Origin of the sequence: Phenylobacterium sp. (genome assembly GCF_028290885.1) — a bacterium.
GTDB lineage: Bacteria > Pseudomonadota > Alphaproteobacteria > Caulobacterales > Caulobacteraceae > Phenylobacterium.
The window spans coordinates 1-23,424 of the sequence record NZ_JAQGIZ010000145.1 but is presented as its reverse complement, the minus strand read 5'-3'; the positions used below and the strand labels follow the sequence as shown (position 1 = coordinate 23,424).

Sequence of the window (23,424 nt, the reverse complement as noted above, 5' to 3'; positions counted from 1 at the left end):
GATGAGGCTTTGTCGCTTGGCGGATGCTCGCGTCAGCGGTCCGACATTGTTGCGGACAAAGGATTTGAGAGGGTTTCTCGATGAGCAAGAACGGTCACGATTTCTCGGTTGGCGATCACGTCGTCTATCCCGCGCACGGCGTGGGTCAGGTGCAGGGGATCGAAACCCAGGAAGTCGCCGGTCTGAAGCTTGAGGTCTATGTCATCACCTTCGACCACGAGAAGATGACGCTGCGCGTGCCGACCGCGAAGGCCAAGACTGCGGGCCTGCGTCCGCTGGCCGAGACCAACGTGGTCTCCCAGGCGCTGACCACCCTGAAGGGCCGCGCCCGCGTGAAGCGCACCATGTGGTCGCGCCGGGCCCAGGAGTACGAGGCCAAGATCAACTCCGGCGACCTGATCTCCATCGCCGAGGTGGTGCGCGACCTGCACCGCGCCGAGAACCAGCCGGAACAGTCCTATTCGGAGCGCCAGCTCTATGAATCGGCGCTGGACCGCATGGCCCGCGAAGTCGCCGCCTTCGAGCGCATCGACCGCGACGCGGCCATCTGCATCCTCAACAAGTCGCTGATCAAGGCGGTCGCGGCGTAAGAGCCGACAATCACCCCATTCTCCTTCGTCATCCCCGGGCTTGTCCCGGGGACCCATACGCGCGAGCGCAGCAGAACCTGCTCGGCGCTCGGTGCTTATGGATGGCCGGCACAAAGGCCGGCCATGACGATCTAAGTTATTTGCTCCGCCGACGCACCGGCCAGCAGGGCGTCGGGCTCCGCGCCCGGTCCGCGGTCCAGCTCGCGGGTCAGCTTCTCGCGGTCGAGGTCGCCTTCCCAGCGGGCGATGACCAGGGTCCCCACCCCGTTTCCCACGAAGTTGGTGAGCGCGCGGCATTCGCTCATGAACCGGTCGACGCCCACCAGCAGCGCCAGGGCCGCGATCGGCAGGTCGGGGATCACCGCCAAGGTGGCGGCGAGCGTGATGAAGCCCGCGCCGGTGACGCCGCTCGCCCCTTTCGACGTCAGCATGGCGACCCCCAGGAGGGTCAGCTCCTGGGTCCAGGTCAGGTGGGTGTTGGTCGCCTGGGCGAGGAACAGGGTGGCCAGCGTCATGTAGATGTTGGTGCCGTCGAGGTTGAAGCTGTAGCCGGTGGGGACCACCAGCCCGACCGTGCCCTTGCCGGCGCCCAGCCGTTGCAGCTTGGCCATGAGCAGCGGCAAGGCCGCCTCCGACGACGAGGCGCCCAGCACGATCAGGAGCTCCTCGCGGATGTAGGCGATGAACTTCAGGATCGAGAAGCCGGCGAGCCTGGCGATGGTCCCCAGCACGACCAGCACGAACAGCAGGCTGGTCAGGTAGAAGGTGCCGATCAGGGCGCCGAGGTTGACCAGCGACCCCAGGCCGTACTTGCCGATGGTGAAGGCCATCGCCCCGAAGGCCCCGATGGGGGCCAGCCGCACGATCACCCCGATGATCCCGAAGAACAGCTTGGCGATGTCGTCCAGGACGTCCGCGGTCCGCTCGCCGAACTCGCCCATCCGGGTGCAGGCGAACCCCGTCAGGATGGCGATCACCAGCACCTGCAGCAGCTGACCTTGCGCGAAGGCGCCGACGAAGGCGTCGGGGATCAGGCTCAGCACGTAGTCGACCGTGCCCTGGCCGTGCTCGGCCTTGGCCAGGTATTCGGCGCCGATCTTGGGGTCGAGGGTCGCGGGGTTGATGTTGAAGCCCTGGCCGGGATGGACCACCTCGCCGACCAACAGGCCGACCGCCAGCGCGAAGGTCGAGACCACCTCGAAATAGAGCAGGGTGCGCACGCCCAGCCGGCCGAAGGCCTTGATGTCGCCCATCCGCGCTATGCCTGCGGCCACGGTGCAGAAGATCACCGGCGCCACGGCCATCTTGATCAGCTTGATGAAGGCGTCGCCGAGCGGCTTCAGCGAGGCCCCGAACTGCGGCCAGAGCGCCCCGACCAGGACGCCCAGAATCACCCCCAGCAGCACCTGCACATAGAGGACGCGAAAGTGCCTCAGAAATCCCATGCGCCGCCCGCCGCCCCCACTGACTCGCGCCGGAGGCTATGGCCGAAGCCTCACCGCGGCAATCGCTCGATGGCGCTCGGCGCCACTTGGCGCCCGGCCCAGCGCGTGGCATCCGTCCCGCCACGCGGCCCGGTAGCTCAGCAGGATAGAGCAGAGCTTTCCTAAAGCTAAGGTCGGGGGTTCGAGTCCCTCCCGGGCCGCCACGCCGACTTGAAATTGCTGGGCGATCCGCTCCATGCCGTCGAGCAAGGTCGCCGTTCGTGCGGCGTCGGAGATCACGAAGTCGGAGGTCCCGGTGACCAGCGGACGGGCGGACAGGTAGAGAGTCTCCTCCCCCGAAATCTGTTTCATGGCGCGCCAGAACCGGAAGTAGTCGCTCAGCGAAAGCATCGCGCCCGGCTCCGTCGCCACGCGTTGCGGCGAGAGACCGAACTGCGCCAGCACCTCACGGGCTCCGCGCCGGTCGCTTCCGCGAGCGTCAGGAGCGGCATGAGGTCCGCTGCCGGAACCTCCATTGCGCGGGCGCGCCCGTCTGTAGGACCGCGCGTCGCCGTCATCATCCGCAAGATCCGCCGAGGCGGGCGGGCGTCTGGAAATGATCGTCCACCGGTCGGTCCAAAAGACAGCCTGCAACCTGGCGGCATTGCAAGCTGCGCGGCAAATTCACAATAGCCGGGCCGACCTGACGAGGGTCAGTGCGTGCGCCGCAGTCGCGGTGACAGCCTGCCGCCTCGGGAGGGTTCGACGGCGAGGTCGCTCGGGGCTGAACTAGTGGGCGGCCTTTCGAGCGGCGAGCGCGCTGCGGACCAGAGCCCGGCCGCCCGTTGAGCGAACTTCTGGCGGCGACACGGCGACTGACCGGCTCTCCGGGTTCGCCGCGCACAGGGTGACGAAGAACCTCGTGCCCCCCTGGTAGGCGGTGTCGAGCCAGATCCGGCCGCCGTGGTCGTTGATGATCTTGCGGCAGACGGTCAAGCCGACGCCCGTGCCTTCGTATTCATCGTCGTCATGCAGCCGGTAGAACATCTCGAAAATCTTGTCGGCGAACCGTGGCTCGATGCCGATGCCGTTGTCGGCGAATGACAGACTGATCTTCTGCCCGCATTGCCACGCGTCGATGGCGATGCTCGGCGGGGGGGCGGCGCGGAACTTCACCGCGTTGCCGATCAGGTTCTGCATCACGTGCGAGAGCAGGATCGGGTCCCCCTCGATCTCCGATACGCCGCCTATCGCGATGCTGACCCCGACGCCCAAGGCCTCGGTGTCGAAGGCGCTAAGCGCGTCGTGGATCACATCGGCCAGTGTCGCGGTTTTGCCGGTGATCGCGGCCCTGTTGTACCGCGAGTATTGCAACAACGAATCCAGCATCTGCTTCATGCGCTCGGCGCCGCGGGCGATGCGCGCCAGGATATCGGTCCCCTCCTCGTCGAGAGTGGGGGTGAAATCCTTCTGCAGCACGCCGACAAAGGCCTCGATCCTGCGCAGCGGCCCGCGCAGGTCGTGGGCGACGATCGAGGTGAACTTCTGCAGGCCTTCGTTGGCGATCCGCAGCTCCTCGTTCTGTTCCCGCACTTTGCGCAGCAACCGATGTTCCGCCTCAGCGGCCGCCCTGGCCTTTTCGGCAACCAGGCTGAGCTCGGCCTTCAGCCGCTCGCGCTCGGTGATATCGCGCAGGACCCAGGTGAACAGGCGCTGGCCTGCCGCGCCCGGCCACTCCGAAATGGAGAGATCCAGCGGCACGGTGCTGCCATCCTTGCGGCGCCCCGACACCGTGCGGCCAAACGGCACCACAGCTTCATCGGTGGCCCGATAGCGCAGCAGGTCGCTGTCCTCCGGGGTGCCATGCGGGGCGCCCAGCGCCACCGGCAACAGAGTTCGAATGTCCCGGCCGATCACCTCGTCGCAGTCGTATCCGAAGACCTTCTTCACGGCCGCGGGATTCATCGACAGGATCTTGCCCGCCTCGTCGGCGACGATGACGACGTCGCCCGCAGTGTCGACGATGGAGCGGTAGATATCCCTCTGAAGTCGACTCGATTTCATTCGGTCTCTCCGCGCCGCTGTCGCGCAAATGTCCGGTCCGGCGCGCGTACCTGGCGACGCCTCGCCGCCGAGCCAGGCTTAGGTGTGTTGTTCGCCGGGCAGGCCTGCGGCCAGCTCCGGCCGTTCGGCTACTGCACCAGGCAGTACTTCATCTTCGGCACGTTCCCGAGCGCGGCGATGAAGGCGTCCATGGTGAACGGCTTGACGATGTAGCCGTTGGCGCCGAGGCTTGCCGCTTCGGCGATGTCGGCCTCGTCGTCCGACGCCGAAAACATCACGACCGGGAGGTCCGCGAACTGAGGATGCTCTCGAATTCCCCTCAGGGTTTCGAAGCCGTTCATCCGCGGCATGTTGATGTCGAGAAGGACCAGTATGTTTTTGAGTGGGTCCGCGTTATACAGTTCTGTCAGTGTGTCGATGAGGTTTTCGGGCTTCCTCTCAGATACGAAGTGGTTGACGATCCCCTGGGTTCTGACTTGCCGTCTTGTCAGGAAAACTTCGTCAATATTGTCATCGACCATCACCATCGTAACGGGGGAATGGGCTGCCATGTCGTGTTCCTCATTTTTCGGACCGGCGCTTCTTGTTCCGATCCATACGTCTGAGAGTGATTTATAGTGGCCCTGCCCAGACAATTTGTACCTTCATTCTAAAGTAAGCGGATAAATTTATCCGCTAGGTTTTCAGTTTTATTGAGATCTCATGGTAGTGGCGCCGAGTGAATATTTGATAACGATTTGACCCCGTTCAGCCGACCGCTGCAGACAGGCGGCCACGGCGCAGCTCGGCCAGCGTCTTCGGGCTATAGCGGCGCCGGCGCCGCCAATGGCGTGTGACCCGCGTCGATTGCGGTGGAGCCGCCCTAATGTTGCGGGGTCCTCCGGGTCCCCTGGGCGGCGGGCAGCCGGACATGGAAGACCGATCCGCGGCCCGGAGGGGATTCGCACCAGATGGCGCCGTCCTGGGCGAGCACCGCCTTGCGGGCGAGCGTCAGGCCAAGGCCGCTGCCGGCGTACTCCGAGGCCGCGTGCAGGCGAAACAGCGGCTTGAAAATCTCCGCCAGGTACTCCGCCTCGATGCCGAGGCCGTTGTCGCTGATCTCGAGGGTCCAATGGCCAGCGCCGCTTCGCGCCGCCACTTCGACGCGCGGAACCGAGCTGCGGTTGTACTGCAATCCGTTCATGACCAGGTTCTGCAGCACCTGGGTCATCAGGGTTTCGTTGCCACGGATCGTGGGCGCCTGGCTGGGCGCGACAAACTCGCCTCCGCGTTCGGCCAGATAGGGCGCGATCGAGGCGCGGACGCTTGCCAGCACCCGGTTGAGGTCGACGTCGGCAAGCTCGGGCGGCTGGTTGAGCAGGGTATATTGCGACATGACGTCGACCAGCTTGCCCAGGCGGCGGGCGGCTTCGCCCAGGAAGGTCAGGTGGTTGTGGACTTCGCCGGCCTCGCCGATCTGGATCTCGTCGGAGATCATCTGGGTGAAGGTGACGATCTGGCGGATCGGCTGCTTGAAGTCGTGCGCCAGCGCGTAGGCGAAGTTCTCCAGCTCGCCGCGCTGCTCGTCGATCACGCGGGCCTGGCCGCACGCCTGGATCGACCGCTCAACGGTCCGGCGGATCGACTCGGTGGTGATGCGCGACTTGGGTAGGTAGTCGGATATGCCGCTGCGGAGCGCCTTGGCGGCCAACATCTCGTCGCCCACGCTGGTCATCAGGATGATCGGCAGGTAGGCGGTCGCGGCGATCAGCTCGCCGGCGAGCGCCACGCCGTCCATGTCCGGCATGTTATAGTCTGTCAGCACGCAGTCGAACCTCCGATCTGCGCACATCTGTTTGGCCATGAGCGGATGAGCGGCGGTGAGAACCTCGGCGGCGGGAAAGGCCGCGCCCAGAGTGAGCAGCATGATTTCGCGTTCGGCCTTGCTGTCGTCGACGACAAGCAGCGACTTCGGCGTCTCGATCTTCGCCACCTCTCGCGCCGCGAGGACGGCGCTCATTGGAACCTCGGTGCGTGCGGCAGGGCCAGCTCGACGCAGGCGCCGTCGGCGCAATCGAGGAACGCCGCCTCTCCGCCATGCCGACGGGCGATCCGCCGGCAGATCGTCAGGCCGGCGCCAACTCCCGGATAGGTGTCCTCGCCGTTCAGGCGATGGAACATCCGGAACGCCTTTTCGCGGTAGGCCGGCTCGACGCCGGGGCCGTTGTCGGTGATCCGCAGCCGCCAAAACTCTTCGTCGTCGGCGACGTGCACGGCGATCCGCGGCGCAATCTCCGGGCGGCGGAACTTGATCGCGTTGTCCAGCAGGTGATGCAGAGCCATGCCGAGCAGCTTCGTGTCGGCGCAGACCTCGCCCAGCGGTTCGACCGAGACCTCGATCCCCGAGGCCTCGCCGATGGCGAGCTGCAACATGGCCAGCCGCAGGGCCGGCGCAGCGTCCTGGCGCACCACCTCGAGCGCCTTCTGTTGCACCCGGGAGAACGCGAGCAGCTCTTCCATCATCAGCCGGCTCTTCTCGGTGGCGCTGCGGATCCGGTCGGCGAGGGCCTGCTGGCGGTCGGTGAGGCCTTCGCCCAGCTCGCCCAGAAGCAGGCGTGAGAACTCAGCGACGTGGCGAGACGAGGCCGCCAGGTCGTGAGAGACGATGTAGCTGAACTCCTGCAGCTCCCGCTCCGCCTCGGCGGCGCGCGTCTGGTCGCCGCCAGCCGGGCTGGCGCTAGGCGGCAAGGGTCTGCTCGGCGGCATGCGTCTGCGCAAGCACGACGACCGTGAACCAGAATGTCTCGATCGAAGCCACGATCTCCTGCAAGCGCTCGAAGGTGACCGGCTTGACGATGTAGCCGTTGGCCCCGAGGTCATAGGTCTTGAGAATATCGACCTCAGCCTTCGAACTGCTCAGCACGATCACCGGGATCCGCTGGAGCTTGGGATCGGTCTTGATGGCCTGCAGCACCTCGCGGCCGTCCATGCGCGGCAGGTTGAGGTCGAGCAGGATGACGTCGGGCGTCGGCTGATCGGCGTAGTCCCCCTCCCGCCGCAACATGGCCAAGGCCTCTTCGCCATCGCCGGCGACCGCGAGACGGTTGCTGACGCGGGCGCTGCCGAAGGCTTCGCGGGTCAAGAGCACGTCGCCGTAGTTGTCTTCGATCAGCAGCAGCTCCGCGGGTCTCCCCTGGGCCTCAACTGTCAATTTGAGCATTGTCGCCCTCCTCGGTTTGAATCTTGACGGTGAAGCTGAAGACCGAGCCTTCGCCCGGTGTTGAGGTCACCCAGATGCGGCCTCCGAAGCCCTCGACGATCTTGCGACAGATCGCCAGGCCCAGCCCCGTGCCGTAGTAGCGGCTCTTGGCGTGCAGCCGCTTGAAGGGCTCGAAGATGCGGTCGTAGTGGTGGGGCTCGATGCCGATGCCGTTGTCCGCCACGGAAAACCGCCAGCAATCAGCTTCCTGCACGGCGGACAGATGGATGAGCGGCGCCACGCCTGCCGCGACGTACTTCAGCCCGTTGCCGATCAGGTTCTGCATCAGCCGGTTGAAGCGGATGGAGTTTCCGAAGATCCGCGGCAGACCGTCCTTGGTGACCTGCGCACCCGACTCCCGGATGGATTCATGGAGGTTCTCGATCACCTGGTCGAGAACCTCGTCCGAGTCGAACCACGACCCCCGCTCGGCCTCCAGGCCCAGCCGGCCGAAGTCGACCAGATCGTCCAGCAGGTCCTGCATCTGGTTCGCGGCAGAGACCGCCAGCGACAGGTATTCGCGGCCGCGTTCGTCCAGGCGCTCGCCATAGTCCCTGGACAACAGCCCGCAGAACGCCGCCACCATCCGCAGCGGCTCCCGAAGGTCATGCGAAGCGACGTGGCCGAAGTAGGAGCGCTCCAGGTTCGAAGCGGTCAGCTGCTCGATGAACAGTTCGCGTAGATCGCTGGCCCGCCGGCGTTCGGAGGCGTCGCGCAGGATGCCGACGAAATAGGCCTTGCCGTCCTGCTCGGCCTCGGCGACCGACAGGTCCACCGGAAAAGTCTCGCCGTTCTTGCGCCGGCCGACCACCTCCCGGCCGATCTCTATGATCTTGCGCCGGCCGGTCCGCCGCTTCTTGTGGAGGTACTGGTCGTGCTCGGCGCCCGGCATCAGTCGCTTGACTTCGCCGCCGATGATTTCGCCCGCGCGGTAGCCGAACATCCGCTCGCAGGCCGGGTTGAACATCGTCACCAGCCCCTGCGGGTCCATGAAGATGATGCCGTCGATGGCCGTCTCGACGACGGCCTGTAGCCGGGACTCGGTCATAGACCGGCTCCGTCTCGCGGGGACTCAACGGTCGATCCTCGAGCCTTCGCTCGATCGGACAACCTGCGCCCGGCCAAGCCGAGTTCTGTGGAATTCGCGATGTACTTCAACTGATTCAAATCCCCACACCTTGCGCGATTTGTGTTTCGAATTGAGTTCTTGATTCGTAGCGCTAATAGCCAAAATACGTACAATTACGTAGTAGACTATATAATATACGCCATTGGAATTTAGGACTACATTCGCAATACGATGATCAGTCTGGGAGTATTAATTTCTGGAGAAGGTATTCACGCATTTCATGTCTCGTATTTGTTAATCCCGCGGACGACAAATACACGATGAAATGGGAGGCGAAGACCTTGAGCCTTGCACTGGTGCCGTGTCGCGACGAGGACTCCCGCAGCCAGCCATGGCTCGATCGGCGGCCGTCCGGGCACGTCTGGAACCTAAACGTGCTCCTGGTCGATGACGACGCGGCGGACACCAGCCTCATTCTCGATGTGCTCAGACGACATCCCGACGTCGCGGCCGTCCACGCGTTCGACGCGCCCATCGCCGCCCTGCGTCAGCTCGCGACGGGACGCCAGAAGCCCAATCTCGTGTTGCTCGACATCCACATGCCGCGGCTGGACGGCTTCGAGTTCCTGAAGGAGCTGCGTCGCATCGAGAGCATGGTCAGCGTCCCGGTGGTCTTCCTGACGACCTCCGGCCTCACCAGGGACGTGCGCGAATACAGCGCAAGCTCAGCCTCGTCGTACATCATCAAGCCCGACACCTACTTCGAGCTCCAGACGCGCATGGATGCGGTGATCAAACGGGCCCTATCCGGTGTTTGGAGAAGATAGCCATGCGAACGCACTCTTATTCGGACCTGGCGCCGGTCCGAGAGACGCACCAGCCGCGAGGGCTGTGCGTCCTGATCGTGGAGGATGACGAAGCCGACGCCTATCTGATCGGCCGGGCGCTGGAGGACAATCCGGCCGTCGAGACGGTGGTGCGCGCACGCGATGGAGTCGAGGCGCTGGGGATGATCGCACTCGGCGAAGTGGCGCCCGACATGGCGTTTATCGACCTTCACATGCCGCGCATGGACGGGTTCGGTCTTCTCACCGCCCTCGCCAGCCGCCCGACGCCGAGCTTCCCGACGGCGGTCCTGACCTCATCGGCGGCGCCGAACGACGCCATCCGCAGCCGGCTGCGCAGCGCGACGCGCGTGGTCACCAAGCCCGATAACGTCACCGAGCTCTATGCGGCTCTGGCCACGGCCCTCGATGCGCTCTGCCCTGCCCGAACCAGGCCGACGATCTCCAAGCCCGCCACGCCGTTGAGCTAGTCGTCCACGGGCCCGGAGCATTCCCTGAAGCCGGGCGATTGCGGGCCTTATGCCCGTTCAATCCGGCCCCTGTCTCCGGGGCCGAAACCTCGCCGCCCAGGCGTCGCCGAAGCGGCGGTTCCCTAGGGCACCAGGTGCAGCACCCACTGCATGATCATCGCCGCTGCGAGCAGCAGACCGATCGTGCAGGCAAGGCAGACTGCGCCTTCGGCGAGGGTTTTGGGCGGACGCTGCGCGGAGCGGTCCACGGCCATTGGTATCCTCCTTCGCGCCGGCCCGCTCTCGAGGGCTTGCCGTTCGCACCATGGAGGATGCGCCGATTATTTGTCAGTGACCAGAGTGTTCCCGGTCAATGCCTGGCTGGGGCGCCGGCTCACGGGCAGCCTCCACCAGCAGATGCCGCAAGATTGAGCGCAGGACCTCGCCGATCGCCGCCCTGTCGGTGGCCGGGTTGTTCACGCCGCGCACCGCCATGCCTTCGAACAACATGCTGAGCACCTCGCCGCGCGCCGCCAGCTCCCGGTCGTCACAGCCCGGCGGGGCGATCTGCTTGAGCACGGCCAGCTTGAGGGCGCGTTCCTCGACATCGGCGTCCTGCAGGATGGCGGCCACGCGCGGATTGCGCGCCGCCTCGGCCAGCACTTCCAGCTTGAGGGCCGAGCGCTCCAGGTCGTAGCTGTCTTCCACCGCCCGGGAACAGCCGTCGATTATCGCTGCGGCGAGCGGCTCGCCGGAGCCTTCGAGCTGGGAGAACTTGTCGCGCATCTCGGCCATGTCGCGGGCGACGATGGCGGCGATGATCGCCTCCTTGCTTTCGAAGTAGCGATAGATTTGTCCGACGCTGAGACCCGCAGCCTGTGCTATTTCGGCCATGCTGGCGCCGTGAAAGCCCGCGCGGCGGGCGCAAATCGAGGCAGCGTCGACGATCTGCTGTCTACGCGACTCCACCTTGGGATCCGCTGATCGCGTCGTGTCTGTCATCCAGGTGTCTCGTTTTTGCGATGCAACAAAAGAACCCCAAGGTGGCGTTGAACAAGCGAGAGCGCGGGCCTATCTCCCGCCTGATCGAGAATGAACGCTCATTCTCACTTCGTCTCTCCACAGCGGTCGTTCAAGGGCTCCGGCCCGCGACAACCCGCCAGCAGGTGCGCGCATGGCAAGACTGATCCCCGGCGCAGCCGCTGTGTTCGCCGTCCTGGCGTTGGGCGCCTGCGCTCCCAAGGCACCGGCCGGGCCCGATCCGAACGCGCCGGCCCAGGTCGGGGTCGTCGTGATCCGCACCGAGCCCGTGACGCTGACGGCGGAGCTCAGCGGGCGCACCTCGGCCTTCCTGGTTTCGGAAGTCCGCCCTCAGGTTAGTGGCGTGATCAAGGCCAGGCTGTTCCAGGAGGGCTCCAACGTCCGCACCGGCCAGCCGCTGTACCAGATCGATCCGGCGACCTATCGCGCCAGCCTCAACAGCGCCGCCGCCAGCCTCGCCCAGGCGCAGGCCGCCGCGACCTCCGCCCAGCTCAAGGCGAACCGCTACAAGGAGCTGGTGGCGATCAACGCCGTCAGCAAGCAGGACAATGACGACTCCCAGGCCGCGGCCCAGCAGGCGGCGGCCAACGTCCAGGTCCAGCGCGCGGCCCTCGACCAGGCGCGGATCAACCTCGGCTACACCCGCGTCTTCGCGCCGATCTCCGGGCGCATCGGCAAGTCCTCGGTGACGCCCGGCGCCCTGGTCACCGCCAGCCAGGCCACCGCGCTCGCCCTCGTCCAGAACCTCGACAAGATCTATGTGGACGTCACCCAGTCCTCCGCCGACCTGCTGAAGCTGCGTCGCGACCTGGCCGCCGGCGACATCGCCAGCGCCAACACCGCGCAGGTGGACCTCATCCTCGAAGATGGCTCGGTCTATCCGCTGCAGGGAACCCTGGCGTTTTCCGACATCACCGTCGATCCCGGCACCGGCTCGGTGGGCCTGCGGGCGGTATTCCCCAATCCGAAGGGCACCCTGCTGCCCGGAATGTACGTCCGGGCGCGGATCAGCAAGGGCGTGGCCTCCTCCGGCATCCTGGCGCCGCAGCCTGCCATCAGCCGCGATCCGAAGGGCCATGCGTCGGCCTTCGTGGTCGGCGCCGGCGACAAGGCGGAGCCACGCCAGCTCACCGTGTCCCAGACGATCGGCGACAAGTGGCTGGTGACCAGCGGCCTCAAGCCGGGGGATCAGCTGATCGTCGAGGGCCTCCAGAAGGTGCGCCCGGGCGCGGCCGTGAGGCCTACCGTCATGGCCGCGCGCTAGGCGCCGCCCCATGCTGTCCCACTTCTTCATCGACCGGCCGCGCTTCGCCTGGGTCGTCGCCATCGTCATTATGCTGGCCGGCGCGCTGGCGATCCGGACGCTGCCGGTCGCGCAGTATCCGGACATCGCCCTGCCGCAGGTCGCCATCCAGGCGCTCTATCCCGGAGCTTCGGCCAAGACCGTCGAGGACAGCGTCACCCAGGTCATCGAGCAGAAGATGAAAGGCCTGGACGGCCTCGCCTACATCTCCTCGACCAGCGAGAGCACCGGCGCGGCCACCATCACCCTGACCTTCAAGGGCGGGACCAACATCGATATCGCCCAGGTGCAGGTGCAGAACAAACTGCAGAGCGCCGTCGCCCTCCTGCCGCAGGAGGTGCAGCAGCAGGGCCTGACGGTGGTCAAGTCGACGCGAAACTTCCTGCTGGTCGTCGGGCTCTATTCGACGGACGGCAAGGCGTCGAACTCCGACCTCGCCGACTACATCGCCACCAACCTGCAGGACCCGCTCAGCCGGGTGGACGGGGTCGGCGACGTCCAGCTGTTCGGCGCCCAGTACGCCATGCGTATCTGGCTGGACCCCGACAAGCTGACCGCCCACAGCCTGACGCCGGCGGACGTGATCGCGGCCATCCGCGCCCAGAACGCGCAGGTCTCCGCCGGCCAGATCGGCGGCACGCCGGCCCTGCCCGGCACGGTGCTCAACGCCACCATCGGCGCGCAGGCGCGGCTGCAGACGCCCGAGCAGTTCCAGGCGATCATCCTGAAGACCACGCCCGACGGCGCCCACGTCTTCCTGCGCGACGTCGCCCGGGTGGAGCTCGGGGCCGAGAACTACAACTCGCTGGCCAAGTACAACCTCCAGTCGGCTGCCGGCCTGGCCATCAAGCTGGCGCCCGGCGGCAACGCGCTCAACACCGCCCAGGCGGTGAAGGCGCGCGTCGAGGAACTGTCGAAGTCCTTCCCGCCCGGCATGAAATACGTGATCCCGGTCGACTCCACGCCCTTCGTCAAACAGTCGATCGAGGAGGTGGTGAAGACCCTGGCCGAGGCGATCGTGATGGTCTTCCTGGTGATGTTCCTGTTCCTGCAGAACTGGCGCGCCACGCTGATCCCGACCATCGCCGTGCCGGTGGTGCTGCTGGGCACCTTCGGGATCCTCGCGGTCTTCGGCTACTCGATCAACACGCTGACCATGTTCGGCCTGGTGCTGGCGATCGGCCTGCTGGTCGATGACGCCATCGTCGTGGTCGAGAACGTCGAGCGCGTGATGGAGGAGGAAGGGCTGTCGCCGCGCGACGCCGCCCGCAAGTCCATGGACGAGATCACCGGCGCGCTGATCGGCATCGCCCTGGTGCTGGCCGCGGTGTTCGTGCCGATGGCGTTCTTCAGCGGCTCGCAGGGGGTGATCTACCGGCAGTTCTCGATCACCCTCGTCTCGGCGATGTCGCTGTCGATCCTGGTCGCCCTGGTGCTGACGCCGGCGCTGTGCGCCACCCTGCTGAAGCCCAAGGCCAAAGGGGAGAGCGTCGCGAAGATCGGCTTCTTCGGCTGGTTCAACCGCAACTTCGATCACGCCAGCGGCCGTCACCAGGTCCAGGTCCGCAAGATGCTCGGCAAGAGCTGGAGCTGGATGGGTGTCTATGCCGGCATCATCGTGGTCATGGCGTTGCTGTTCATCCGCCTGCCGACCGCCTTCCTGCCGGAGGAGGACCAGGGGTCGATGTTCACCATCGTCCAGCTGCCGCCGGGCGCCACGGAAGAGCGCACCCAGGCCGTCCTGACGGAGGTCGCCAACTACTACCTGAAGACCGAGAAGGACGCCGTGCAGGCCGTCTTCACGGTTTCCGGCTTCGGCTTCGCCGGGTCCGGCCAGAACGCCGGCATCGCCTTCGTGCGGATGAAGGACTTCAAGGACCGCGGCGCGGCCAGGCTGCGGGTCTCCGCCGTCGCCGGACGGGCGATGCAGACCTTCGGCAAGATCCGCGACGCCATGGTCTTCGCGGTCGTGCCGCCAGCCGTTCCTGAGCTCGGCACATCGTCCGGCTTCGACTTCGAACTGCAGGACACCGGCGGCGTCGGCCACGATGCGCTGATGGCGGCGCGCGGTCAGCTGCTCGGCATGGCCGGCAAGGAGCCCGGTCTGGCGGGGGTGCGCCCCAACGGCCAGGACGACACGCCGCAGCTGACCATCGACGTCGACCAGGCCAAGGCCGGCGCCATGGGCCTGACCACGGCCGACATCAACAGCGCCCTCAGCGCCGCCCTGGGCGGCGCCTATGTGAACGACTTCATCGACCGCGGCCGCGTGAAGAAGGTCTTCGTGCAGGCCGACGCTGCGTTCCGGATGAAGCCCGAGGACCTGGACCGCTGGTACGTCCGCAACGGCTCCGGCGACATGGCGCCCTTCTCGTCCTTCGCCACCAGCCACTGGTCCATCGGCTCGCCGCGGCTGGAGCGCTACAATGGCCTGTCGGCGGTCGAGATCCAGGGCTCGCCGGCGCCGGGGCAAAGTTCCGGCCAGGCGATGAAGACCATGGAGCGGCTGGCCGCCAAGCTGCCGCCGGGCATCGGCTACGAGTGGACCGGCCTCTCGCAGCAGGAGCGGGAAGCTGGCGCCCAGGCGCCCGCGCTCTATGCGCTCTCGATCGTCGTGGTGTTCCTGTTGCTGACGGCCCTGTACGAGAGCTGGTCGATCCCGCTGTCGGTGATCATGGTCATTCCGCTGGGGGTGATCGGCGCGGTGTTGGCCACCACCGTGCGGGGGCTGTCCAACGACATCTACTTCCAGGTCGGCCTGCTGACCACGATGGGTCTGGCCTCGAAGAACGCGATCCTGATCGTCGAGTTCGCCAAGGACCGGCACGAGCAAGGCATGCCACTGATCGAGGCGGTGCTCGAGGCGGTGCGCATCCGGCTGCGGCCGATCCTGATGACCTCGCTGGCCTTCATCGTCGGGGTGTTCCCGCTGGCGATCTCCAACGGGCCGGGATCGGGCAGTCAGCACGCCATCGGCACCGGCGTCATCGGTGGCATGTTCACGGCCGTCGCCCTGGCGATCTTCTTCGTCCCGTTGTTCTTCGTGCTGGTGCAGCACTACTTCGGCGGCAAGCACCCCGCCGACACGCCGGCGCAAGCGGCCCGCGACGAGGCCGCCCCCAATGAGGCCGGTTGAGATGCTGCGCCGAACCCTCGCCCCGCTGCTCGCCGCCGCCGTCGCGCTCAGCGGCTGCACGCTCGCCCCGCCCTATGTGCGGCCCGGCCTTCCGGTCAGCCAATCCTGGCCGCAGCCCGGGCCCGCGCCGGGCTCGGTCATGGCGGGCGATCTCGCCTGGCGCGAGGTCTTCCAGGACCCGCGCCTCCAGGCGGTGATCGACCTGGCGCTGCGTCAGAACCGCGACCTGCGCGTCGCGGCCGGAAACATCGAGCAGGCGCGCGCGCAGTACCGCATCCAGCGCGCCCAGCTGTTGCCGGCGATCGACGCCGTGGGTTCGGAGAGCAAGGTCCACACGCCCGCGCCGGTCTCCCTGACCGGCCAGTCCCTGACCCTCGAGCAGTACAGCGCCACCGTCGGTTTCTCGGCCTGGGAGATCGACCTGTTCGGGCGGTTGCGCAGCCTGAGCGCCGCGGCCCTGCAAAGCTATTTCGCCACTGAGGAAACTCGCCGCGCCGTCCAGATCAGCCTGATCGCCGAGGTCGCAGCGGACTATCTGGCCTTGGCCGCGGACCAGGACCTGCTGAAGGTGACACAGGACACCCTGAAAACCCGCGAGGACAACCTCGCGCTATTCCAGAAACGCTTCGACGCCGGCGCGATCTCCCAGCTCGACCTGCGCCAGGAAGAGACCCTGGCCGAGCAGGCCCGCAGCGACCTGGCTGTCGCCCTCGCCCAGGTCGGCCTGGACCGCAACGCCCTGACCCTGGTGGTGGGCGCGGACGTGCCCGCCAACCTGTTGCCCGACGGCGGCCTCGCCGACATCCGGCTGCGCACGGAACTCGAACCCGGCCTGCCGTCCGACGTCCTGACGCGCCGCCCGGACGTCCTGGCGGCCGAACACAGCCTGCAGGCGCAGAACGCCAACATCGGCGCGGCGCGGGCCGCGTTCTTCCCGCAGATCAGCCTCACCGGCTCGACAGGCAGCGCCAGCACCGACTTGAACAAGCTGTTCCAGGCCGGGACCGGCGCGTGGAGCTGGACGCCGCAGATCGTCCTGCCGCTGTTCGCGGGCGGCGCCAACCTCGCCAACCTGCGCGGGGCGCGGGCCGGACGCGACATCGCCGTCGCGCAATACGAGAAGGCGATCCAGACGGCGTTCCGCGAAGTCGCCGACACGCTGTCGATCCGCTCGACGATCCGCGACCGCGTCGCGGCCCAGCAGCGGCTGGTGGCCGCCGCGGCCGACGCCCAGCGCCTGAGCCAGGCGCGCTATGACCGCGGCGTCGACAGCTACCTGGTCCTGCTCGAGGCCCAGCGCACGCTCTACCTCGCTCGCCGCACCCTGCTCACCGCCCAGCTGGTGGAGACCGTCAACCGGGTCACGCTCTACAAGGCGCTCGGCGGCGGTTCGACGAGCGGCGGCGCGAACGGACGCTAGGGCTGGAACCTGCTGACTTCGCAGGCGTTTGAGATCGTCATCATCCGGCATGACATCGCGGCTTGGACGCAGTCTGCCAATGAAGCTTCCCCTGATCCTGGCCGGTGTCGCGTTGCTTGGCGCCCAGCTTTCGCCCGCCGTCGCGAACGCCGCGCCGCGAACCTACAGCTATGCGGTCACCCATCCGCGGTACGGGGTCATCGGAACCTATGACCGCACCATGAGCGACGCCAACGGGCTCGCCCGTGCGCAGTCCAGGCTGCGGGTCACGGTCAAGATCCTGGGCGTCGTGGTGCATCGCGAAAACGCCGACCAGACCGAGGCCTGGGACGGGACCCGGCTGATCTCCTTCGACAGCATCACCACCACCAACGGCCGGCGGATCGAGGTCCGCGGCGAGGCTGGTGACAATGGTTTCCAGGTGACCTCGCCAAAGGGGACCCAGACGGCCCCGGCGAACGTGGTCGCCTCCGACCCTTGGTCGCTCAATCACATGGGCCCCGGCGTGGTGGTGTCGATCAAGTCCGGCAAGATCGACCCGGTCAACGTGACCGGCGGCGAGGCCGACGCCGTCACCTTCCGCGGCGTGTCGACACCGGCTCGACATTTCCACATCCGCACCGCCACCCAGCCGAACAAGTGGGAAGTCTGGATCGACGAGCAGGGCGTGCCGATCAAGTTCCGCAGCCTCGAAAGCAGCGGCGCCATCGACTTCAACCTGGTGTCGCCCGCGTCGCAAGCGCGTGGCGGCGCCAATCGGGTCGCGCTGGGTGAGTCGCCCTCGTCGTCAGACGTCCGCTAGTGAAGGACGCCCGTCACGAGGCCCGGCGAAGAGCCGCGCTGTCGGCCGTTTGCGTCGTCCTCGCCGGGGTCGCCGGTTGCGCATCGGTGCCCCGGGTGAGCCCGATCGTGGGCCAGGCGGCCAGCGCAGAGAGGCCGCAGATCGTCGGGTCGCGCGGGCCCCTGTCGGGCGTCCAGGTCAAGACGCTGATCAGCCGCCTGACCGTAGAGCCCGGCGACAACGCGGTGCTGCGGCGACACCTGGCGATCGAACAGGCGGTGGCCGAAAGCCCGCTGGTCGCGGGTCAGACCACCCATCTGCTTCGCGACGGACCGGCCACGTTCCGCGCCATGTTCGCCGCGATCCGCGCGGCGAAAAATAGCCTCAACCTCGAGTACTTCATCTTCGAGGACGTGGAGAGCGACGGCGTCCACCTTGGCGACCTGCTGGTCGCCAAGCGGCAGGAAGGCGTCGCGGTCAACGTCATCTACGACAGCTACGGTTCGGGAGACACGCCCAAGGCCTTCTTCGACCGCCTGAGAGAGGCGGGCGTGAACGTCGTCGAATTCAATCCCATCAATCCCCTGAAGGCCAAGAAGGGCTACTCGCTCAACGACCGCGATCATCGCAAGATCCTGGTCGCCGACGGCGCGACGGCCATTGTCGGCGGCGTCAATCTCAGCACCACCTACCAGCCCAATTCCATGGGCAAGTCCGGGAACATCGACGGTCAGCCGGCGGCCCACTGGCGGGACACCGATCTGGAGATCACCGGACCCGCGGTGGAGCAACTGCAGGCGTTATTCGCCGATCACTGGCGAGAGCAGCATGGACCGCCGCTGGACAATCCGACCCTGTCGCCGAGCCCGCCCACCCCGGGCGGCGCGGTGGTGCGGATCATCGGCAGCTCGCCCGACCACGCCGTTCCCCGCTACTACGTCACGGTGATCTCGCAGATCCGCAGCGCCGAGAAGAGCGTCACCGCCAGCGCCGCCTATTTTGTGCCCACTGCCGACGAGATGGAGGCCTTGACCGGCGCCGCCCGACGGGGCGTGGACGTGCGGCTGCTGCTGCCCGACCGCAGCGATTCCCCATTGTCCATCGCGGTGGGCCATTCCCACTACGCCGCCCTCCTGAAGGCCGGCGTGAAGATCTACGAAACCCATGACCTGGTGCTTCATTCCAAGACCGTCGTCATCGACGGCGTCTGGTCGGTGGTCGGGTCGTCGAACTTCGATCATCGCAGCGTCATCTTCAACGACGAGGTGGACGCGGTGGTCCTCGGCAGCGACACCGCCGAGGAGTTGGAGGCCATGTTCGCCGACGACCAGCGCGCCGCCCGCGCCGTCGATCTCAGCGCCTGGAACCGGCGATCCCTGGCGGCCAGGATCAAGGAACGCTACGCGCGCGTCTGGCAGAAGCTGCTTTAAGAGGCCGGCCACGCCGGCGACCTCGGGGCGTCCCAGCTATAGATACGCCAAGGCGCCACCGCCCCCGGGATGCGCTTTCGGGCGTACAATCCCGATCCACAACCAATAATAGAGTGCCGCGAGATGCAGCATTATTTATGCTGTGGGTCGGGTATAGAGAAAATCAGCTTCCCTCCTACGGCCAAGCATACAAAAGTACGCCGTAAGAAATGGGGGATGTTTCCACGATGAAATGCAAGACTTTCGCTGAACGTCGTTATGCTTCGGGCTTGACGTCGGCGCTGCTGGCCGCGGGCCTGCTCGGCGTCGCCACGGAGACCCAGGCGGCCGAGGCCGCAGCCAAGGCCGGAAGCGTCGAAGAGCTGGTGGTCACCGGCGTCCGGGGCCAGCCGCGCACGGTCACCGACAGTCCCACGCCGATCGACGTGCTGAGCTCCGCGGAGCTCGAGCACACCGGCCGGGCCGGCGCCTTCCAGTCCCTGCAGACCCTGGTGCCCTCGTTCAACCTGCCGGCGCGGGCGGGCGGCGGCACCTCGACGGTGATCGCCACCGGCGGCCTTCGCGGCCTGAACCCGGACCAGACGCTGGTGCTGGTCAACGGCAAGCGGCGGCACAAGACCGCGCTGATCAACTCGGTCTCCTCGCTCTACAACGGCTCGGTCCCGGCCGACCTGGACCTCATCCCCACCTCGGCGATCGGGCGCATCGAGGTGCTACGCGACGGCGCGGCGGCGCAATACGGCTCCGACGCCATCGCCGGCGTCATCAACATCATCCTGAAGGACACCGTCGGCGGGTCGGTCAGCGCGACCTACGGCCAGAACATCGACAAGGGCGACGGCCAGCTGCTGCAGGTGATCGGCAACTACGGCTTCAAGGTCGGCGAGCAGGGCTTCCTGAACCTATCCTTCACGACCAAGGACCAGGCGCTCTCCAACCGCGCGATCGCGGTGGCGCCAAACATCCAGATCTATCCGAAGCTGGTCCCCTCCGGCCTGCCCGACCCGCGCGAGCTGACGGTGGACCGGGTGGTGACCAAGAACTACGGCGTCCTGCCGCAGAACGGCGTCAACCTCGGCTACAACGGCCATTACGACCTGGACGGCGGCGTAGAGCTCTATTCCTTCGGCACCTATAGCCACCGGGTCTCGGACCTGCCCTTCACCTTCCGCGCGCCGAACAACGTCAACACGCTGCCGCAGGTCTATCCCGAGGGCTTCCGCCCCGACCTGGTGATCAAGGAAAACGACTTCGAGTTCGCGGTCGGCGCCCGTGGCAAGCTGGGCGGCTGGGACTGGGACCTCTCGTCAACCTACGGCCGCGACGACGCCGACGAGAACACCGCCCAGAGCATCAACGCGAGCCTCGGCCCGACCAGCCCGACCACCTTCCACGTGGGCGAGCTGATCTCGTCGGAGTGGGTCAATTCGCTCGACTTCACCCGCACCCTCAACCTGGCGTCGGGGGGCGACCTGGCCTTGGCGGCCGGCGTGCAGCATCGGCGCGAGACCTATGAGGTGCGGGCGGGCGATCCGGCGAGCTACGCGGCCGGAACCTATGTGATCCCGGCGGGCCAGCCCTTCGCAGGGCAGCGGCCGGCGACCGGCGCCCAGGCCACGCCGGGCTTCCAGCCCGCCGACGCCAGCTCGTCGTCGCGCAACAACTACGCGGCCTATGTCGAGGCCGACTACAGCCCGACGAAGAAGCTCTTCCTGGGCGTCGCGGGCCGCTATGAGGACTATGACGACAGTTCGGGCTCGACCGTGGTGGGCAAGGTCACCGGCCGCTACGAGTTGACCGACTGGCTGGCCTTCCGCGCCGCCGTCAGCACCGGCTTCCGCGCCCCGGGCCTCGCCCAGCAGCACTATGCGGCGAGCTCCAGCCAGTTCCGGCTGGTCAACAACGTGCTCAACCTGCTGCTGATCAAGACCCTGCCGGTCGGATCGCCGGAGGCCGTCGCGCTGGGCGCCAAGCCGCTGAAGCCGGAGAAGTCCAAGAACTACAGCTTCGGCGTCACGGTCACCCCGACCTCGAACTTCAACCTGACGGTCGACGCCTACCAGATCGATGTGGACGGCCGGATCGCCATCACCAGCACGCTGACCGGCACGGCGGTGAGCAAGATCCTCATCGCCAACGGCCTCTCAGGCGACCTGAGCGCCCAGTACTACACCAACGCCATCGACACCCGGACCCAGGGCGTCGACGTGGTTGGCACCTATCGCCAGGACCTGGAGCGGTTCGGAACGCTGCGGCTGACCGCCGGCTACAACTACAACAAGACCGAGATCACCCACATCATCCCCAATCCGTCGCAGCTCACCGCGCTCGGCCCGACGTTCGTTCTGTTCGACCGGATGAGCCAGGGCTTCCTCACCGAGGCCTTCCCAAGGGACAAGATCGCGCTGGGCGCCAACTGGTCGTGGAACAAGCTGAACGTGAACCTGCGCGAGACCCGCTACGGCAAGTACACGATCCTGCAGAACACCCCGTCCAACGACCGCACGTTCGGCGCGGAGTGGCTCACCGACCTGGAGGTCGCCTACAAGGTGACCGACGCGGTGACCGTGGCAGTCGGGGCCAACAATCTGTTCAACGTCTACCCGGACGCCAACGGGATCTTCAACGCTACGACCGGCTCGGGCCAGTATCCGGGAACCTCGCCGATCGGCTTCACCGGCGGGGCCTACTACGCCCGCCTCCAATGGGACTTCTGAGGCGGTCAAGGAGTAGGGCGTGATACGGAAACGGACGTTCCTCGGGGCCTCGCTGCTCCTGGGCCTGGGGGGGCTTGGCGGCCTGCCCGCGACGCTGGCGGACGCCGCCCAGGCCAAGCCGGCCAAGCCCGGCAAGGCCAAGCCCGGCAAGGCGCTGGGCGGGCGCGGCGAGATCCTGTGGGACACCTATGGCGTGCCGCACGTCTATGGGAAGGACGAGGCGTCGGTGTTCTACGGGTTCGGCTGGGCGCAGGCGCAGAACCACGGCGACATCGTCGTCCACCTCTATGGGGAGGCCCGCGCCCGGGCGGCGGAGTACTGGGGGCCGCAGTTCGCCGATTCCGACCGCTGGCTGATCGCCAACGACGTGCCGGCCCGGGCGCTCGCCTGGCGCCGCGCCTCGAGCCCGCAGTTCCGCCGCAACCTCGACGCCTTCGCCGAGGGGATCAACGCCTACGCCAGGGCCAACCCCGGCAAGATCGATCCGAAGATCGCTGTCGTCCTGCCGGTCAGCGGCGTCGACGTGATGGCCCACGCCCACCGGCTGATGAACTACATCTACGTCGCCCCCATGGAGCGGACGATGACCGGCGGCAATCCGGGGTCGAACAACGGCTCCAACGCCTGGGCCGTCGCGCCGTCGAAGTCCAAGAGCGGCCACACCATGCTGCTGGCCAACCCGCACCTGCCCTGGCCGACCAGCTTCTTCACCTACTTCGAGGCCGACCTGAACGGGCCCGGCTTCCAGATGTACGGGGCGACCCAGGTGGGCCTGCCGGTGCTGCGCTTCTGCTTCAACGACCGCATGGGCTTCACCAACACGGTGAACAGCATGCTGGGCGCCACCAACTACGAGCTGAAGCTCTCCGGCGACGGCTACCTGTTCGACGGCAAGGTGCTGCCGTTCAAGACGCGCACGGCGAGCTTCAAGATCAAACAGCCCGACGGGTCGCTGACGACCGAGACGCTGACGCTGCGGGAATCCGTACACGGACCGGTGTTCAGCCGCGCCGACGGCAAGACCCTGGCCCTGCGCGTCGCCGGTCTCGACCGGCCCGGCAGTCTCGAGCAGTACTGGGACATGGGGAGGTCGAAGAGCTTCGCGGAGTTCGAAGCCATCCTGAAGCGGCTGCAGGTGCCGACGTTCAACATCGTCTACGCCGACAGGGAAGGCCATATCCAGTACATGGACAACGGCATCCTGCCCAAGCACCGCCAGGGCGACCTGGCCTACTGGCGGGGCAATGTGCCGGGCGACACCTCGGCGACGCTGTGGACCGACATCCATTCCTATGAGGACCTGCCGAAGGTCATCGATCCGCCGACCGGCTGGGTGCAGAACACCAACGACCCGCCCTGGGTCGCCACCTATCCACAGGTTATCCACTACGCGGACTACCCGCCCTACGTCGCCCCAAATGGGCCGGAGTCGCTGCGCTCGCAGCAGTCGGCGCACCTGCTGGCCGATGACAAGAAGCTGAGCTTCGACGACTTCGTCGCCCACAAGCTTTCCACCCATACCCTGATGGCCGACCGGGTGCTGCCGGACCTGGTCGCCGCGGCCGACGGCGATCCCGATCCGGAGGTGAAGGCGGCCGTGGCCCTGCTCAAGGCCTGGGACCGCGAGACCGTCGCCGACAGCCGCGCGGCGCTGCTGTTCGAGACCTGGGCGGCGCGGTTTTCGCCGAACAACTTCACCAGCCCCGCCAACTACAAGGTGAAGTGGCAGGCCTCGGCGCCGATCACCACGCCCAGCGGCATCGCCGACCCGCCCGCCGCCGTCGCCATGTTGAAGGCCGCCATCGCCGAGATGAAGACCAAGTACGGGGCCATCGACCGGCCGTTCGGCGAGGTCTCGCGCTTCGCCATCGACAAGGTCGACCTTCCCGGCAACGGCGGCTTCGGCAACACCGGCAT

At 66.8% G+C, this 23,424-nt stretch carries 19 protein-coding genes and 1 tRNA gene; 11 read left to right on the top strand and 9 right to left on the bottom strand.

All coding sequences use genetic code 11. The features are described from left to right. Positions 1 to 80: 80 nt before the first annotated feature. Entirely contained in the window at positions 81 to 590 is a 510-nt protein-coding gene (locus JWP28_RS09795; protein WP_299542513.1) for a CarD family transcriptional regulator, read from the top strand. Between the two features lie 131 nt (positions 591 to 721). On the opposite strand, the gene JWP28_RS09790 is transcribed toward JWP28_RS09795, so the two are convergent. Next, positions 722 to 2,035: a dicarboxylate/amino acid:cation symporter gene (locus JWP28_RS09790; protein WP_299542511.1), complete on the bottom strand. Its 1,314-nt coding sequence runs from the start codon at positions 2,033 to 2,035 to the stop codon at positions 722 to 724. 126 nt (positions 2,036 to 2,161) lie between these two features. Between JWP28_RS09790 and JWP28_RS09785 the strand changes: the two genes are divergently transcribed. Beyond that, positions 2,162 to 2,238 (top strand) — tRNA-Arg (locus JWP28_RS09785). 565 nt (positions 2,239 to 2,803) lie between these two features. Here the strand turns inward: JWP28_RS09785 and JWP28_RS09780 are convergent. The 6 genes from JWP28_RS09780 to JWP28_RS09755 all read right to left on the bottom strand — a co-directional run bounded on the left by JWP28_RS09780 (position 2,804) and on the right by JWP28_RS09755 (position 8,364). Continuing rightward, complete coding sequence (locus tag JWP28_RS09780; protein ID WP_299542509.1) at positions 2,804 to 4,078, bottom strand: PAS domain-containing sensor histidine kinase; 1,275 nt, start codon at positions 4,076 to 4,078, stop codon at positions 2,804 to 2,806. Positions 4,079 to 4,206: 128 nt separating this feature from the next. Next, a complete protein-coding gene (locus JWP28_RS09775; protein WP_299542507.1) occupies positions 4,207 to 4,629 on the bottom strand; it encodes a response regulator in 423 nt (140 codons plus the stop codon). Positions 4,630 to 4,940: 311 nt separating this feature from the next. Beyond that, positions 4,941 to 6,077 (bottom strand): hybrid sensor histidine kinase/response regulator, encoded by a 1,137-nt coding sequence (locus JWP28_RS09770; RefSeq protein ID WP_299542505.1) that lies wholly within the window; start codon positions 6,075 to 6,077, stop codon positions 4,941 to 4,943. Beyond that, positions 6,074 to 6,805, bottom strand: a complete 732-nt coding sequence (locus JWP28_RS09765) for an ATP-binding protein (protein WP_299542503.1) — start codon at positions 6,803 to 6,805, stop codon at positions 6,074 to 6,076. The genes JWP28_RS09770 and JWP28_RS09765 overlap by 4 nt, the downstream gene beginning before the upstream one ends. Next, entirely contained in the window at positions 6,795 to 7,277 is a 483-nt protein-coding gene (locus tag JWP28_RS09760; RefSeq protein WP_299542501.1) for a response regulator, read from the bottom strand. The genes JWP28_RS09765 and JWP28_RS09760 overlap by 11 nt, the downstream gene beginning before the upstream one ends. Next, positions 7,258 to 8,364, bottom strand: coding sequence for a PAS domain-containing sensor histidine kinase (locus tag JWP28_RS09755; protein WP_299542499.1), 1,107 nt, complete (start codon positions 8,362 to 8,364; stop codon positions 7,258 to 7,260). The genes JWP28_RS09760 and JWP28_RS09755 overlap by 20 nt, the downstream gene beginning before the upstream one ends. A gap of 362 nt (positions 8,365 to 8,726) precedes the next feature. On the opposite strand from JWP28_RS09755, the gene JWP28_RS09750 reads away from it, so the two are divergent. Together JWP28_RS09750 and JWP28_RS09745 are read left to right on the top strand one after the other, a co-directional pair. Next, entirely contained in the window at positions 8,727 to 9,212 is a 486-nt protein-coding gene (locus JWP28_RS09750; protein WP_299542497.1) for a response regulator, read from the top strand. A gap of 2 nt (positions 9,213 to 9,214) precedes the next feature. Continuing rightward, positions 9,215 to 9,700, top strand: a complete 486-nt coding sequence (locus JWP28_RS09745; RefSeq protein WP_299542495.1) for a response regulator — start codon at positions 9,215 to 9,217, stop codon at positions 9,698 to 9,700. A 122-nt stretch (positions 9,701 to 9,822) separates the two neighbouring features. On the opposite strand, the gene JWP28_RS09740 is transcribed toward JWP28_RS09745, so the two are convergent. Next, a complete protein-coding gene (locus JWP28_RS09740; RefSeq protein WP_299542493.1) occupies positions 9,823 to 9,954 on the bottom strand; it encodes a hypothetical protein in 132 nt (43 codons plus the stop codon). A 73-nt stretch (positions 9,955 to 10,027) separates the two neighbouring features. After that, on the bottom strand, positions 10,028 to 10,681 hold the full coding sequence (locus tag JWP28_RS09735) for a TetR/AcrR family transcriptional regulator (protein ID WP_299542491.1): 654 nt from the start codon (positions 10,679 to 10,681) through the stop codon (positions 10,028 to 10,030). Positions 10,682 to 10,853: 172 nt separating this feature from the next. Between JWP28_RS09735 and JWP28_RS09730 the strand changes: the two genes are divergently transcribed. From JWP28_RS09730 to JWP28_RS09700, 7 genes are all read left to right on the top strand, one after another. Further along, positions 10,854 to 11,984: an efflux RND transporter periplasmic adaptor subunit gene (locus JWP28_RS09730; RefSeq protein ID WP_299542489.1), complete on the top strand. Its 1,131-nt coding sequence runs from the start codon at positions 10,854 to 10,856 to the stop codon at positions 11,982 to 11,984. A 10-nt stretch (positions 11,985 to 11,994) separates the two neighbouring features. Further along, positions 11,995 to 15,159 carry an efflux RND transporter permease subunit gene (locus JWP28_RS09725; protein ID WP_299542487.1) on the top strand — a complete coding sequence of 1,055 codons (3,165 nt, stop codon included), beginning with the start codon at positions 11,995 to 11,997 and terminating at the stop codon, positions 15,157 to 15,159. Between the two features lies 1 nt (position 15,160). Continuing rightward, entirely contained in the window at positions 15,161 to 16,579 is a 1,419-nt protein-coding gene (locus tag JWP28_RS09720) for an efflux transporter outer membrane subunit (RefSeq protein ID WP_299542485.1), read from the top strand. Positions 16,580 to 16,658: 79 nt separating this feature from the next. Beyond that, positions 16,659 to 17,381, top strand: a complete 723-nt coding sequence (locus JWP28_RS09715) for a DUF6134 family protein (protein WP_299542483.1) — start codon at positions 16,659 to 16,661, stop codon at positions 17,379 to 17,381. Between the two features lie 95 nt (positions 17,382 to 17,476). Continuing rightward, positions 17,477 to 18,790: a phospholipase D-like domain-containing protein gene (locus JWP28_RS09710; RefSeq protein ID WP_299542481.1), complete on the top strand. Its 1,314-nt coding sequence runs from the start codon at positions 17,477 to 17,479 to the stop codon at positions 18,788 to 18,790. Between the two features lie 269 nt (positions 18,791 to 19,059). Next, complete coding sequence (locus JWP28_RS09705; protein ID WP_299542479.1) at positions 19,060 to 21,507, top strand: TonB-dependent receptor; 2,448 nt, start codon at positions 19,060 to 19,062, stop codon at positions 21,505 to 21,507. Positions 21,508 to 21,526: 19 nt separating this feature from the next. Continuing rightward, a partial coding sequence (locus tag JWP28_RS09700; protein ID WP_299542477.1) for an acylase occupies positions 21,527 to 23,424 on the top strand: 1,898 nt, incomplete at its 3' end.